Consider the following 13,712-nt stretch of genomic DNA (forward strand, 5'->3'; position numbering starts at 1 on the left):
ATGATTTTTTTACCAAAGCCCTCTGACCGGCGTCACAGGCTGCGGTGCGGGTGCTGGCAAGGGGGCGGCGCGGCGCGGCGCTGGAGGCGGAGTTGTGGGCTGCACGCTGCGGCGAGGTTCGATCGGACTTTCGGTGGGAGTTGTTTCAGTTGTACGAGTTGTCGATCGCGTCACATCTTGAAGCAGGCTTCGCAGAGTTCCGGCTATACTCTGAACTTTCCCAACAGCGGTGCGAAGGCTGGCAACATCTACGTAAACCTCGGCCAGAGGATACTTTTTCAGGATTTCTAGCAGCGAGACCTTACCGTCATCCCCGGCTGCCAGGATCACCGCTGCCCGCAAAGCTTTCCCGCTTTCTGTGCGGCGCTGAGTCCGAATTGCTTGACCGATGTCGTCAGTGATTTTTTCTCCTGGGGTGCTGTAAACTACCCTGGCCAGATTAGCAGGCTTCAAACCAATTTCTAAACCCATGAACCCCCGCAGCATTTGCGCGTCCATTTTGGAGAACCGGATAATTTGTTGGAGGGTTGGCGTCGTCGTGCCGTTTTTAGCAAAGTCTTCTAAGTCGCTGATATTGATGGCTTGTCTGATCGGGCCAAATGTGAGGACAACTTTTTCGGCCGCTAATGCTGTACTGCTGCTAGATAATATGCTCCCGCTTGCTCCTAAAAATAGGGCAATGCCGATCGATACAAATTTTGTTAATTTCATTTTCACCGCTACATTAAAATTATTTTTTCGAGATTTGTACATTTTTGTACATTATAGATGCAGCAGTTATATTCTACAAGGTCGCCCGTGTAATTTGTGCCCGCGTCACACCGACAATCTCGACCGAGACTTTTTCTCGATCTTGACTTTAAAAATAAGTAACCATATTTGCCGAAATCTGTTCGCTTCTATTCCTTCTGTCTTCTACCTACATCTCCAGCGTTCTACATCAGAGTGTCTTCCGCCTTCAACATAAGTGCCTTATAAAAATTATAGGAAGTGCCCTGACGGGAGGACGTTCTTAATTGCACAAACATAAGGGGTCGATTACTTCTTCTTTCTCTCTTAGGCAACTAACTCCCTCTTCCTTCTTTTCTCCTTCTTTTCTTCCCTCCTTCTTCTTTCTTCCCTCCTTCTTCTTTCTTTCTTCCTTCTTCCTAACATCCGTTACATCCGTTACAGAATCCGTTGCCGAACTTCCCTCTTCCCTCTTCCCTCTTCCTTCTTCCCTCTTCCCTCTTCCCTTTTCCTTCTTGCTTCTGCTATATGTTGAAAACCAAGCGCAAATCCAAGAAATCCAAACACAAGCACAGCGAAAAAACAACAGCGCTAAGCAAAAAAGAAGTAGCTGCACAAAAACGCAAAATTTCAGAAAAGCGCAATGAATTGGTGCAGGCGATCGCCATAAGCTGCTTAGTCAGCGTTGCTCTCAGCATCCCCCTGTTGTTCGTAGCCGGCCCTAAGATTGCTATTGCAGGAGGCGCAGCCGCAGCCATCTTGCTGCTTTCCTACAAATACCCCCGTCAAGCTTTGTGGACTTTTCTAATTTACCTGCCTTTCAGTGGTACAATTACCTACGCAATTGGCGGCGGGAATGCTGCATTTCAAGTAGCCAAAGATGCTTTCTACATACCAGCTCTCATCGCCCTAATTCAAAGCTGCAAAAAGAAACAGTTGCGCCTGTTCATTCCCAAACAAATGCTTTCTACCTTTAGCATCCTGTTGATGATGGCAATGCTGACTTTAATTTTTGTCAACGGGGAGATGCAGCTCAACCCTATGAAGGGCGACAAACCAATTCTGCAAGGAATTCTCGGCTTAAAAGTATTGATAGGTTACATACCGCTGATTGCTTGTACCTATTATCTGCTCCGCACTAAGAAGGATTTGGTATTTTTTAGTCGAATGCACATCGTTTTGGCGATCGTTTGCTGCCTTCTCGGTTTGATTCAGTACCTGTTACTGCAAAGTGGAAAGTGTGCGGGAACCAGAGGCATGACCGGAGCAGAATTATATAAAGCAACGCTGGAAGCTCGATGTTTTGTCGGCGGTTCTTTGGTGTTCAGTCCAGAAGTCAAGTTTGTCCGCTTGCCGGGAACTTTTGTCGCGCCTTGGCAGTGGGCGTGGTTTTTAATTTCTAATGCTTTTTTAACCTTTGCCTCTGCCTTTTGCGACCCTTCATTCTGGTGGCGAGTTATCGGTTTATTTGGCATGGCATTAGTATTTGCCAATGCAGTTATTTCCGGTCAAAGAGCTGCTTTAATTATGGTTCCCGTTGCTACAGCAATCCTGCTAGTTCTCACCGGTCAATTAGTTAATTTCAAACGATTTATTCCCATCGGTGCAGGACTGGCGATTCTGCTGTTTGTCGGTGCAGCTATTAACCCGGGAATTATCGAGCAACGGTGGGATAGTTTTGTTAGTCGCTGGAATGCTGCACCGCCCCAGCAATTTCTCTTTAATCAGTTCGAGCAGAGCAACAATTTTATCATTGACAAACCTCTTGGTAAAGGTGTGGGACGAGCCACTAATTCAACGCGAATATTTGGTGCTACGCAGTTAATTGAAACTTTCCAACCTAAGTTGATCTACGAACTCGGTTATCCGGGAATGATTAGTTTTCAGGTGATGCTTTTACACTTAGCTTTTCTAACTTTTAGATCTTACAGATCAGTCAAGGACAAAAGTTTGCGGAGTTACGGAGCTAGTTTTTGGGTGTTTGTTGCATTTATTACGATCAATACTCAATACTATCCGCTGGATGTAGATCCAGTGTCCGTGTATTATTGGGTTTTGGCTGGGGCGATTTTAAAGTTGCCCAAAATTGATAAACAGGTGCAAGATGAAAAACAGCAGGAAGTTGAGTCTAATGAATTGCAAGTTCACCAGCCCTTAAAGGAGAAAAAAATTATTGCATCTTCCCCAATTTGAGAATAATTTTGAGTGTTGAGTTGGGTGGATATTTTATTGTTCATTAACCCGCTTTCCCTCCAGGGTAGTGCCAATATAGCCCGCAATTCTGGGTTTATCTGTGCTAAACCCCCCCTATAGTATATTTGGGATTTTAAGTTTACTGCGGTTGCCAAACCGGATTGCTCACATTTAAATCCTGGTCGTTTGTCAATTTAGTCAATGCCGAACTATCCCGATTAATTACATACAACTTGCTTTTGTCTCCTTGGATTTCGTTAAATATAAAAGCAATTTGCTTGCTGTCAGTAGACCAAGCTAATTCTGAAATCCCCGACGGTTTTAGTCTGGTAGCTAGTTGATTTAGCTGGTTCCCGTCAGCATTGATTGTGTAGAGTTTTTGATTATTGAACTCTCCAGCGACGAAAGCAATAACTTTGCCATCCGGCGACCACGAAATTTCGTCGTAGTTTCTTGGTTTTTGGGTGAGGTTCTTGGGTGTCCCCCGGTTAATGTCGAGCAGGTAGATATCTTGCTGTTCGCCTGATGAATCGCCGGGTTTATTATAATAGTAAGCAATGTGGCTGCTGTCGGGCGACCAAAATAGTTTGACGTTGTAAACCTGATTTTGCGGGTTGTTCGTCAAATTTTTGAGGTGGGTTCCATCGGCATTAATTGTGTAAATTTGCTGTTTCGGATAAGCGCCGAACAAGAAAGCAATTTTTGTGCGATCGGGCGACCAAACAAGTTCACTTCCGCCGGATACATATTCGCCGGGGCTTTTAGTTAGTTTGGTCATTCCCGAACCGTCGGCATTCATTTTGTAGATATTTTTATCCTTGACAAATGCTACCTGCTGGCCGTCCGGTGAAAGGTAAAATTCTGAGGAAATTTCTGTTTTAGGCGGATATCCTCCTACTTCCAAATTCCTAACTAATTTAGTTCCTTTAATGCCCGAAGTGTTGCTTGTATAAAGTGATTGACTGCCGGGAGTATCAGAGGTAAAACCGTCGCAAGAACGGGCAAAAATAAATTTCTGGCTGTTGGAAAACCAAGCTATTGCAAAATTAGCTGCTTTGCAAGCATCCCCAGCAAACTGTTTAGTTAGTTGAGAACCGTCAGCATTGACTGTATAGATGTCAGTGTATCCGCTAACGAAAGCCAGTCGCTGGCCGTTGGGCGACCACACTAGGGGAGGGCTAACATCTATATTAGGTGTAAGTTCGCGGCGAGCGGAACTGGTAGCATTGACCGCAAATAAATTGGATATGGTCTCGCTGCCGCGCATTTGGAGGGCGGTAAACGCTAGTATCCTTGGTTTTTGGGCTGCGGTTGGGGGAGGGCTGTGAAGGCTGAAAAACAAGGTGATTGAGAGTGTTAGGGAGATTAGGGCGATCGAACTAAGTCGCAATACTTTATGCAAAAGCATTTTGTCAATATCATCTCCTTACTTTTAAATTTTCACAGTCTTCAGTCCTCATATCTCCGACTTCTTAAAGTCCTGCGGGGATATGGCAAATTCTAAGTCGAAGCTATTACCAATGCCCCATTCCCCATGCCCCATTCAAAGTGTTTGTCTGTCTATATGTCTCGACAGCCTCAAACTCTGTTTAATTCTGCCAATAATTAGCTCGAACATTTTTTTGCGGGACGGATTCTTGCTGCTGGGCGGCATCCCTAACTCGCAACACATCAAGTTCAAGTCAGTTGCACTCATTGCCAACAATTTTTGCCTCACCTCTTCTTCATTACCATTCTTAGCTTGTAAACGCAGTTCTTCATAAACTTCTAGAACATTGGCAGCCGATAAATTAACAGGTTTATTAACATCAGCACTCCTGGCAATATCCGAAGTTTTTGAGCCAGCAGAAACCACTCCCCGCTTGACTTGAGTCTCAAGCCGGGTTAATTTTCGAGCAACGTCCCGCAAGATTTCCTTAAGTTCGCCAATTTCCTCAACCAACCCCCCGCTTTCTTGTTCGGAAGCAGCCAAAATTTCTTTTTTACTCATTTTAGATACTCCTCACACTCGCGCCATAGTTTTTCAAATTCTCTAACTAATTCTCGCGGCAGTTCTCCCTCATTAATCGCCCGTTTTAGCCCGACGCTTTCGCGAATCGTCGATTCTAAAAATCTAACTTCTATGTTATTATCTTTTGATATCTCATCGCAAAGTCTCTTTACTTCTCTCATGTAAAACTGAACTTCATTTGTCAGCAATCCTCCATAGGTTTTAGCTTTATTCATAAAGACTGCTATCTTGGGAAACGGATAAGGCTCAATCCGTTTCTGGAGCGAGTTTAAAACTAAACTCAATCCCCTAGAACCAAAATAATCGGGATTGACGGGAATTAATATTAAGTCGCAGCAAGAGAGTACGCTGTAGGTGAGGAGACTGAAGGAAGGCGAACAGTCAAAAAGCATCAAGTCGTATTTGGGGAGATTGGCAGAGTTGGCGATTTTGCCGATGAATCGGCGGATAAAGTCTTTAACACTTTTTCCCTCAAATCCATCGATATCTAACCAATACAATTCTTCAACTGAAGGGACAAAATGCAACTGTTCGTCAATCTGATAAATGGTGTCGAAACCAACGGGAAATTTAAAGTTTTGTCCGGCTTTTTTAAAGACTTCTAGAGCGTCGTAAATTGTCAGTCTATGCTTGAGAGATTTTTCGTACCACTTACCAAACTTGTCATCTAAATGACCTGTATTTTCGTTAAGTCCGATCGCCTCTGTGAGCGACATTTGAGGATCTAAGTCTAACATCAAGACTTCTAAGTCGGTTCCTTGGGATATAATATTTCCCAGACTCCAAGTGACGGTAGTCTTTCCGACACCGCCTTTGAAGTTGATTACGGCTATTGATTTAGGACTCATGGCTGGCTTTGTTTGGATTTTGCTCAAATATAAATTAAAACATATTGTGTGACTTTGTTCAGCGCGCGATCGCCCCTGAGCAGTCCGATATGCCAATTGACATGAAAAGCAGGCTATGATATAGAAATAAATAATAAAAAAATCAAATTATTAGCCATCCCAAAGGTGCACTAAAAAAGATATATTCTGGATTTAATGAAAAGGAACACGGCTGCCGAAGTCTCGATGGACTTAATGTTGAAAAGGTTTTATCTAATCCGAATACTTGTGCTTCTCTGAAAACCTTATTTGCATGGTGTTTAAAGGCTTTCGGGGAAATACCTACCGATAAATATCAGCTTTCAAGTGGAAAATTAAGTAATATCGTTTCCGGTTGCATCGGAATAATAAAATCGAGTCAACAGTTAACACTCAATCATTCAGTTTTTCGACCCGCCCGTCAACAGCCAACAGTCAACAATTCCGAAGGATGGCAACCGGAATTGATATAAAATAACCAACGCAAAATTAGATAATATATAATTTTTTAAGTTCGGGCAGGTTTTTACGGTCGATAGAAAGTAAGGTGCGCCGAAGAGCACCCTACAAGTTTTTTTAGCGTTTCACCAGTAAGGTGCGCCGAAGAGCACCCTACAAGTTTTTTTAGCGTTTGACTAACTTCTTAGAAACCTTCCGCAGGCGAATTGATTTAGGAGTTACCTCCACCAATTCATCCTGACCGATGTACTCCAAAGCACGCTCCAAACTCATATCGACTGGTGCTTGCAATTGCGCCAATTCTTCACCGCCAGATGCGCGGTGGTTTGTCAACTGCTTCGACTTGCAAATATTCAGCTCCATGTCTTCATCTCGGTTGTTTTCGCCGATAATCATTCCTCTGTAAACCTTGGTTCCGGGGGTAATGAAAAATACGCCGCGGTCTTCAGCATTTTTCAGTGAATAAGTAGTTGCAACTCCTTCTTCAAAGGAAATCAATACTCCGTTGCGACGGGCGATAATTTCTCCACCGAGGGGGCGATAGTCGAGGAAGCTGTGGTTCATAATTCCAGCGCCGCGAGTCAAGCGCATGAACTCGCCTCGGAATCCAATCAAACCGCGAGCGGGGACTGAAAATTCGATTTGGGTGCGACCGGTGCTGCTGACGTGCATATCTTGCATTTCTGCTTTCCGCTGACCGAGCCGTTCGATGCAGCCGCCGACTGCTTCTTCGGGTACATCTAACACCAAACATTCAAAAGGTTCGCAGGGACGACCGCCGATTTCGCGGTAGATTACTTGCGGTTGAGATACTTGGAATTCGTATCCTTCGCGACGCATATTTTCGATCAGGATTCCGAGGTGGAGTTCGCCGCGGCCGGATACGAGGAATTTGTCGGGAGATTCGGTTTCTTCGACGCGCAAGGCGACGTTGGTTTGGAGTTCTCGCATTAGCCGATCGCGAATTTGACGCGATGTTACCAAACTACCTTCTTGACCGCAGAACGGCGAATCGTTCACAGAGAAAGTCATCTGCAAAGTTGGTTCGTCTACTTTGATTAAAGGCAGTGCTTGCGGGTCGTTGGGACAGGTAATTGTCTCGCCAATATACGCATCAGCAAAACCAGCAACGGCGACAAGATTACCAGCAGAAGATTCTGGGATATCAATCCGCTTCAAGCCTTCAAAGCCCATCAATTTGGTAATTTTTGATTTGACAATCGCGCCGCTTTCGGTAATTAAGACTGCTTGTTGACCGATTCTAATCGTGCCGTTGTGGATGCGGCCGATGACGATGCGACCGACGTATTCTGAGTAATCTAAGGTGGTTACTTGCAGTTGTAGTGGCTTGTTGGGGTCGCCTACGGGGGGTGGTACGTGGTCGAGGATTTCTTCAAAGAGGGGCTTCATATCTACCCCTTCGTCTTCGAGGTGTTTTTTGGCGTAACCGCTTAAGCCGGAACCGAAGAGATAGGGAAATTCGCACTGATCGTCGTCAGCGCCTAGTTCGAGGAACAGATCCAAAACTTTATCGACGGCTTTGTGGGGGTCGGCTCGCTCGCGATCGATCTTATTCACAAAGACGATCGGGCGCAGTCCTTTTTCTAGGGCTTTTTTGAGCACGAACCGCGTTTGCGGCATCGGGCCTTCGTTGGCGTCTACGATCAGCAGACAGCCGTCAACCATGCCGAGAACTCGTTCGACTTCTCCGCCGAAGTCCGCGTGTCCGGGGGTATCGACGATGTTGATCAGGGTTTCTCCGTACCTGACGGCGGTGTTTTTGGAAAGGATGGTAATGCCACGTTCGCGCTCGATGTCGTTCGAGTCCATGACGCAATCTGGGATTTCTTCCCCTTCGCGGAAGATCCCGGACTGTCTGAGGAGAGCGTCCACAAGGGTGGTTTTGCCGTGATCGACGTGAGCAATGATGGCGACGTTGCGAATGGGAAGACTCATAATGCGTCTGGAACGTTAAACGGATCTAACTAAAGATTTCTTAATAATTGTAGCGCATGGAGTCAAGGGGCGATCGGGCGCGGCTGTAAGATTGGAGTGCTGACCCGCTAAAATTGAAATTATGGAAGTACAACCCAAGGAAATTCAAAGTTATAGCCAGCCAGACGGCAGAGTTCCTTTTGATGAGTGGTTGGAATCTCTCCGCGATTTTAAGGGTAAAGCCAAGATTGTGAAAAGGCTGGAGCGTGTTAGCAATGGCAATTTGGGAGATTGTCGATCGGTTGGCGAAGGTGTCTCGGAATTGAAAATTGACTTTGGCCCGGGCTACCGGGTTTATTTTGGACAAGTTGGAGCAATAATTGTGCTTTTGCTGTGCGGTGGAGATAAAAGCACTCAAGATCAAGATATTCGCACTGCTAAGAAATATTGGGAAGAATACAGGAGCCAAGAAAATGCCTAAAAGTGTCCCTTACCATCCGTTTAAAATCAAATCTCTCAAAGATCCCAATTTTTCTGCTGCTTACATCACAGAAATTTTTGAGGAAGAAGAGGGAGATTTGGAATTAAGAATCATGCGAAAAGCGCTGAGAGATGTATTTGAGGCTCTGGGCGAACCAAATATGTCTGCTGATGATGCTAAGTTGCATTTGGAAAAGTTAGATACTTTGTTGTCGGGAGACGGAATTGCGACAATTTATGGTTTGGCTAGTTGGCTCAAGGCTTTGGGATTGAAGTTAACGGTTGCGGTTGATGCAGGAGATGAGCAAATTTCTGCAAATATTGCTGAGTTTGCAGAAGTTGGTAATGTTTGATGAGGCGCAAACTTCCCAGACTTGGCTTTTGAAGTATTTTTGATTTCAGGATAGCACTATGTCAGAAACCGAACTAGATTTAGTATCAATAGCCACGAGAGTATTGCAGCTTGAAGAAGAGCAAGTTATTCTGAAAAAATATCTAGCCAAACTTAAGAGGCAGTTAGAGGCACAGGAACAGCGATTTAACGATCGCCCTGAACCGCAAATGCTAGAAAGTTTGACTGCTGAAATTGCGTCCCTGCAACAGCCGCGTGATTTGGGAAATAGCGATATGTCTGTCATTGCTGAGCAGCCGATCGAGCTTGACACCGAGACAGAAAAGCCAAAGTCAGACTTTCAGTATCAGTTAGTATGCGATCGTCCCAACAGTCGCGCTGTGTTGATGGAAGCCCTATCACTAGCTAAAGAGCGGCTGATTATTGTTTGCCCTTGGCTCAATTGTAACAGCATTAATGATGAATTGCTGCAAAAGTTTAGAGAGTGTTTGAACCGAGGATGTTTGATAAATATTGGTTGGGGTTATCTGGGAGATCGGCAAAAAATAGGCAAGGGATGGCGCTACAATGCTTGGGCAGATTTGCAAGAATTAGCAAGCGAATATCCCGATCAATTTAGTCTATCTTTATTGGGAACTCACGAAAACTTTTTAGTTTGTGATTCTAGTTTTGCCATGTTGGGTAGTCATAATTTGCTGACTAACAACGACCAAAGTGCAGAAAAAGAAGTGGGAATTCGCACGAAGGACTGCCAAATTGTCAAGCAATTAATTGAGCGATTTGAAAGCAGCGAAGTATTAAATGAGGAGGAGATTGAAAGGCGGTTTGTAGCGAGTTCGGATTACTTGGATCGAGCAGATTATTTGGAAGGATTGGCGGCTGCTGCTGAAGATATTGCTTTAGAGGATAGCTGTGAGGATGTGGAGGATGAGTCTGAGGAATGTCTGGAACCTGTTGTTAGTGTTGAGGAGTTTTTGCGGCGTTACAATGAGGGAGAAAAGGATTTTACGGGTATTAATTTAGCCGATGCTAATCTAACCGGTAAAAACCTAGCTTCTGATGTCAACCTGAGTAAAGCTAATTTTAAAAAAGCTAATTTAAGGGGTGTTAATTGGCAGAGCCTCAACCTCAGCGGGGCAATTTTGACGGGAGCAGATATGAGGGATGGCTCTTTCTCTAGCACAAATTTTAGCGAATCTAAATTATGCGGTGTCAACTTTTCTAAGTCTAATTTATCCAGTGCCAATCTGAATCAAGCAAACTTAGTCAATGCCAACCTCGATCAGGCGAATTTATACAGTGCCAATCTGAATCAAGCAAACTTAGTCAATGCCAATCTTTCTCAGGCTAGTTTATACAGTGCCAATCTGAATCATGCTAATTTATCAAGAGCCGACCTCGCTCAGGCTAATTTACAATCAGCTAAACTAGAAAAAGCCAAATTAAGCAAAGCAAGCTTAAGAGGATCAAAGCTAGAATCTGCAAATTTTAGTGAAGCCGATTTGAACGGTGCAAACCTTAGCGGGGCGAAACTTAATCACCAAACAAAATTCACAACTGCCAACCTGGCTCAAACTAACTTAAGCGGGCTAAACTTGAGGAAAGTAGACCTGAAAAATGCTGATTTGACAAATGCAAATCTGAGTAATTCTAACCTTTTAGAAGCCAACATCGATCGAGGAAATCTCAAAGGAGTTAAGCTTCTAGGAGCGATTTACAATGAAGCAACTTTATTTCCTACTGATTTCGATCCCGTGAAAACGGGCGCTTACTTAATTGCTCCTTATGTATCGCTGCCAAATGTCGATCTAACTGGTAGGGACTTGAGCAGTGTTAACTTGATGGGAGCCAATTTACAAGGTGCTAATTTGATTTCGGCAAAATTGAATAATTCCAATTTTAGAGATGCGAATTTGAGTGAGGCAAAACTTCAGGGAGCAAGTCTAGACGGCTGTAATTTGAGTCGGGCTAATTTGAAGCAGGTAAACTTGAATGATGCAAGATTACAAAGTGCCGATCTAACGACAGCAGACTTAACTGAATCTGATTTGCGGCAAGCTGATTTATACGGTGCAAAACTGCGTGGTGCTGACCTAATTTCAGCAGACCTCCGTGCAGCAAACTTAACAAATGCAGACTTATCTGGCGCTAACTTAACAAATGCAAAAATAGGAGGAGCAAACTTTATAAATGCTAAACTCACTGGTGCAATTATGCCAGATGGTTCTACTCACGAATAAAATTAGTTAAGGGGTTTGCTCAACAAACTCTACTCAAAAAGCCTGAATACACTCTTTCACCAAAAAATAAATGTTCCGCAGCAACTCCACCTGCAATTCTGACAACCCGTGCTTAATCTTACCTACCAACTTACCCCAGTTGTAGAGTTCTTCCACACCGCGAGACTGCCGAAATTTCCCCTCATAAAAATCTACCCAAAATATCGGTGCTTGATGTTGGCTGATTCTCCAGCGTTTCCGCCACCGAATGCAATCTTGCAGCGTCGGCGGTTCGACTCCTAAAATTGGCGGCATATCTGCGTAGCTGACAAATTGGCTGATGCCAACTCCCACAACGTGGATGACGTAAGCCCAGCAGCGAATGTCCCGAATCTGTTCTGGCTTGACTTTCAAGACTTTGGCAACTGCTTCTTTGGTGACAAAGCGAGCAAGTGGATTTATTTGCTTGGCTTCTGAGTTTTGTTTTGGTATCATGGTTGGTGACTTGGTGACTCCGACTTGTTTGGGGTGACTGCGACTTGTTTGGGGTGAATCCGACTTGATTTTGGGTCAATCCGACTTTTTGTTGGTGAATCCTACTTTTTGTTGGTGAATGCCAAATTGTCGGTCATTTGAATAAATAGCTGTTCGCTCTTCAGTTTTCGAGGCCGGGGGGCGATCGCTATTTATGATGTAAATATTTTAAGGCCAATACTGGTCTATTGTCAATAAATGGGATTGGTTAAGTTGCGGATTCGAGAGCTGGCTGCCGAGAAGGGTTGGACTTTGACAGAGGTTTCTGAGCGATCGGGAGTTCACTACAGCACGCTTAAGAATTATGCTCGTTCGCCGGGGTTAGCAACGGTTGACGTTACTCATTTGCAAAAATTAGCTCGAACTTTTGATTTGTTGATTGAAGATTTGTTTGAGGTTGTGGAAGATTAGGCGCCGGGAGTGCGGTGCCGCTGGTCGGCGCTTTATATCTCATATATACTATAGGTGAAATTTCACCCTAATGTCAAGAGGCGAATTGGTTAAATTGCGGATCAGAGAGTTTGCTGCTAGGGAAGGCTGGACGCTGAAGGAAGTAGCCGATCGCTCTGGAGTATCCTACAATACTGTTAAAAGTTATGCCCGATCGCCCGGTATGGCAATGGCTGACATCAGTGCTCTGCTAAAATTGGCCCGGACGTTTGATGTGTCGATCGAAGAATTGTTGGATTTTGTGGAACAGTAACAAATTACACTTAAAATAAACCAGCGCTACCAGCGCCAACCAGTTCGGCCTCGCAGGGACGATCGACTGTGGGCCCAAGCAACAGATTCGAGAGTTGGCGGATGGGACAGGGCGAAGTCTGAAAGAGATGATATATTCTCAGCGGCAATTGTAGCTGTTCGATCGCCCATATCGGTCTACAATTTTTAACGTTGAGCCTTATTGAAGTGCAGGAGTGGAGCTGGCTTGGATAACGCTAGTCTGTCAAGAAAACCCCCGCAAGCCTCGGAGCTTGTCGCCGACGAAATTCCAGAAGCAGTGCGAGATCACCCATACCCCGAAGCAGGGCAGAGTCAGTCTAAGAAAAAAGGGCTGATTTGGAAACTGCTAGGGTTGGCCGCACTAGCCTTTGGGGTCAGCATCTGGCTGCACCTCAACTTTAACTTGTTCCCAGCCACCAGTCAGGCAGAGCAAACTCAACAAGACTCAGCGCCGACAAGTTCCGCGTCTCCGTCTGTCGCGAGTCCAGCTACCACCCCAAAAGTCCCCGCAATCCCAGAAAACCTGCTGGGCCACTTGCCCTACCCAGAAGCACCAGCAAAAGACTTGGTAGGCGTCACCTCCGACGGTAGCGTCAAACTCCGCTCCTCAGCAGCAGCAAAATATCAGGAAATGGTCAACGCCGCAGCCGCATCAGGCATCTATTTCGCTCCCATATCCGGCTTTCGCTCCCTGCAAGACCAACAGCACGTATTTTTTGACGTGAAAGCCGAACGCAGGCAAAACGCCAGCAAGCGAGCCGAAGTCAGCGCCCCTCCAGGTTACAGCGAACACCACACCGGTTATGCGATCGACATCGGCGACGGCACCGCCCCGGAACACAACCTCAGTCCCAGTTTTGAAAATACCGAAGCATTCAAGTGGTTAGAAGCCAACGCCGTCGCCTTCAGCTTTGAAATGTCCTTCCCGAAAAACAATCGCCAAGGCGTCAGCTACGAGCCTTGGCATTGGCGGTTTGTGGGCGACAAGCAAAGCCTCGAAACTTTCTACAAAGCTCATTCGATGAAAAAGTAGAAGTCAGTTGACAGTTGTCAGTTGACAGTTGACAGTTGACAGTTGACAGTTGACAGTTGACAGTTGTCAGTTGTCAGAAGGAAGGCACTACACGGATTAACACGGATACAAGGATAATAGACTTTCCCACTCCCCCGCTCTCTCGCTCTCCCCCTATCCCACATTCCCCCACTCCCAC

General features: G+C 45.2%; 14 protein-coding genes. 7 read left to right on the top strand and 7 right to left on the bottom strand.

The window, feature by feature from the left end:
• Nucleotides 1-9: 9 nt before the first annotated feature.
• Nucleotides 10-711, bottom strand: coding sequence for an alpha/beta hydrolase (locus tag QUA90_RS05230; RefSeq protein ID WP_333444184.1), 702 nt, complete (start codon nucleotides 709-711; stop codon nucleotides 10-12).
• A gap of 546 nt (nucleotides 712-1,257) precedes the next feature.
• Here QUA90_RS05230 and hpsL point away from each other — a divergent pair.
• Entirely contained in the window at nucleotides 1,258-2,922 is a 1,665-nt protein-coding gene (gene hpsL, locus QUA90_RS05235) for a hormogonium polysaccharide biosynthesis protein HpsL (RefSeq protein WP_333444186.1), read from the top strand.
• A gap of 139 nt (nucleotides 2,923-3,061) precedes the next feature.
• Here the strand turns inward: hpsL and QUA90_RS05240 are convergent, their stop codons facing one another.
• The 4 genes from QUA90_RS05240 to typA form a co-directional block, all read right to left on the bottom strand.
• Nucleotides 3,062-4,330: a DPP IV N-terminal domain-containing protein gene (locus QUA90_RS05240; protein ID WP_333444189.1), complete on the bottom strand. Its 1,269-nt coding sequence runs from the start codon at nucleotides 4,328-4,330 to the stop codon at nucleotides 3,062-3,064.
• A 135-nt stretch (nucleotides 4,331-4,465) separates the two neighbouring features.
• Nucleotides 4,466-4,912 carry a hypothetical protein gene (locus QUA90_RS05245; protein WP_333444191.1) on the bottom strand — a complete coding sequence of 149 codons (447 nt, stop codon included), beginning with the start codon at nucleotides 4,910-4,912 and terminating at the stop codon, nucleotides 4,466-4,468.
• Nucleotides 4,909-5,781 carry a ParA family protein gene (locus QUA90_RS05250; RefSeq protein ID WP_333029965.1) on the bottom strand — a complete coding sequence of 291 codons (873 nt, stop codon included), beginning with the start codon at nucleotides 5,779-5,781 and terminating at the stop codon, nucleotides 4,909-4,911. Before QUA90_RS05250 ends, QUA90_RS05245 begins: the two co-directional genes overlap by 4 nt.
• 642 nt (nucleotides 5,782-6,423) lie before the next feature.
• Complete coding sequence (gene typA, locus QUA90_RS05255; protein WP_333328976.1) at nucleotides 6,424-8,214, bottom strand: translational GTPase TypA; 1,791 nt, start codon at nucleotides 8,212-8,214, stop codon at nucleotides 6,424-6,426.
• Nucleotides 8,215-8,335: 121 nt separating this feature from the next.
• On the opposite strand from typA, the gene QUA90_RS05260 reads away from it, so the two are divergent.
• From QUA90_RS05260 to QUA90_RS05270, 3 genes are read left to right on the top strand one after another with little or no spacing between them, the layout of a single operon-like run.
• Entirely contained in the window at nucleotides 8,336-8,674 is a 339-nt protein-coding gene (locus tag QUA90_RS05260) for a type II toxin-antitoxin system RelE/ParE family toxin (RefSeq protein WP_333434990.1), read from the top strand.
• Nucleotides 8,667-9,026 carry a transcriptional regulator gene (locus tag QUA90_RS05265; RefSeq protein WP_333434989.1) on the top strand — a complete coding sequence of 120 codons (360 nt, stop codon included), beginning with the start codon at nucleotides 8,667-8,669 and terminating at the stop codon, nucleotides 9,024-9,026. The genes QUA90_RS05260 and QUA90_RS05265 overlap by 8 nt, the downstream gene beginning before the upstream one ends.
• 58 nt (nucleotides 9,027-9,084) lie before the next feature.
• Complete coding sequence (locus QUA90_RS05270) at nucleotides 9,085-11,265, top strand: pentapeptide repeat-containing protein (protein ID WP_333444193.1); 2,181 nt, start codon at nucleotides 9,085-9,087, stop codon at nucleotides 11,263-11,265.
• Nucleotides 11,266-11,298: 33 nt separating this feature from the next.
• On the opposite strand, the gene QUA90_RS05275 is transcribed toward QUA90_RS05270, so the two are convergent.
• Nucleotides 11,299-11,739 carry a hypothetical protein gene (locus QUA90_RS05275; RefSeq protein WP_333444195.1) on the bottom strand — a complete coding sequence of 147 codons (441 nt, stop codon included), beginning with the start codon at nucleotides 11,737-11,739 and terminating at the stop codon, nucleotides 11,299-11,301.
• 237 nt (nucleotides 11,740-11,976) lie between these two features.
• Between QUA90_RS05275 and QUA90_RS05280 the strand changes: the two genes are divergently transcribed.
• Both QUA90_RS05280 and QUA90_RS05285 read left to right on the top strand, forming a co-directional pair.
• Complete coding sequence (locus QUA90_RS05280; protein ID WP_333140882.1) at nucleotides 11,977-12,189, top strand: helix-turn-helix transcriptional regulator; 213 nt, start codon at nucleotides 11,977-11,979, stop codon at nucleotides 12,187-12,189.
• Nucleotides 12,190-12,259: 70 nt separating this feature from the next.
• Nucleotides 12,260-12,481: a helix-turn-helix transcriptional regulator gene (locus tag QUA90_RS05285; RefSeq protein WP_333228694.1), complete on the top strand. Its 222-nt coding sequence runs from the start codon at nucleotides 12,260-12,262 to the stop codon at nucleotides 12,479-12,481.
• 26 nt (nucleotides 12,482-12,507) lie between these two features.
• Here the strand turns inward: QUA90_RS05285 and QUA90_RS05290 are convergent, their stop codons facing one another.
• Nucleotides 12,508-12,651: a hypothetical protein gene (locus QUA90_RS05290; protein WP_333328961.1), complete on the bottom strand. Its 144-nt coding sequence runs from the start codon at nucleotides 12,649-12,651 to the stop codon at nucleotides 12,508-12,510.
• 55 nt (nucleotides 12,652-12,706) lie between these two features.
• Here QUA90_RS05290 and QUA90_RS05295 point away from each other — a divergent pair, with 55 nt between their 5' ends.
• Nucleotides 12,707-13,534 (top strand): M15 family metallopeptidase, encoded by an 828-nt coding sequence (locus tag QUA90_RS05295; protein ID WP_333328958.1) that lies wholly within the window; start codon nucleotides 12,707-12,709, stop codon nucleotides 13,532-13,534.
• Nucleotides 13,535-13,712 lie beyond the last annotated feature (178 nt).

Source organism: Microcoleus sp. D3_18_C4 (assembly GCF_036702355.1).
Lineage (GTDB): Bacteria > Cyanobacteriota > Cyanobacteriia > Cyanobacteriales > Microcoleaceae > Microcoleus.

What these genes read in the sequence shown, in the direction of transcription:
- QUA90_RS05260 (WP_333434990.1), top strand. Translation starts at nt 8,336, where the DNA reads ATGGAAGTACAACCCAAGGAAATTCAAAGTTATAGCCAGCCAGACGGC.
- QUA90_RS05270 (WP_333444193.1), top strand. Translation starts at nt 9,085, where the DNA reads ATGTCAGAAACCGAACTAGATTTAGTATCAATAGCCACGAGAGTATTG.
- QUA90_RS05240 (WP_333444189.1), bottom strand. Translation starts at nt 4,330, where the DNA reads ATGCTTTTGCATAAAGTATTGCGACTTAGTTCGATCGCCCTAATCTCC.
- QUA90_RS05285 (WP_333228694.1), top strand. Translation starts at nt 12,260, where the DNA reads ATGTCAAGAGGCGAATTGGTTAAATTGCGGATCAGAGAGTTTGCTGCT.
- QUA90_RS05245 (WP_333444191.1), bottom strand. Translation starts at nt 4,912, where the DNA reads ATGAGTAAAAAAGAAATTTTGGCTGCTTCCGAACAAGAAAGCGGGGGG.
- QUA90_RS05265 (WP_333434989.1), top strand. Translation starts at nt 8,667, where the DNA reads ATGCCTAAAAGTGTCCCTTACCATCCGTTTAAAATCAAATCTCTCAAA.
- QUA90_RS05275 (WP_333444195.1), bottom strand. Translation starts at nt 11,739, where the DNA reads ATGATACCAAAACAAAACTCAGAAGCCAAGCAAATAAATCCACTTGCT.
- QUA90_RS05250 (WP_333029965.1), bottom strand. Translation starts at nt 5,781, where the DNA reads ATGAGTCCTAAATCAATAGCCGTAATCAACTTCAAAGGCGGTGTCGGA.
- typA (WP_333328976.1), bottom strand. Translation starts at nt 8,214, where the DNA reads ATGAGTCTTCCCATTCGCAACGTCGCCATCATTGCTCACGTCGATCAC.
- hpsL (WP_333444186.1), top strand. Translation starts at nt 1,258, where the DNA reads ATGTTGAAAACCAAGCGCAAATCCAAGAAATCCAAACACAAGCACAGC.
- QUA90_RS05280 (WP_333140882.1), top strand. Translation starts at nt 11,977, where the DNA reads ATGGGATTGGTTAAGTTGCGGATTCGAGAGCTGGCTGCCGAGAAGGGT.
- QUA90_RS05230 (WP_333444184.1), bottom strand. Translation starts at nt 711, where the DNA reads ATGAAATTAACAAAATTTGTATCGATCGGCATTGCCCTATTTTTAGGA.
- QUA90_RS05290 (WP_333328961.1), bottom strand. Translation starts at nt 12,651, where the DNA reads ATGGGCGATCGAACAGCTACAATTGCCGCTGAGAATATATCATCTCTT.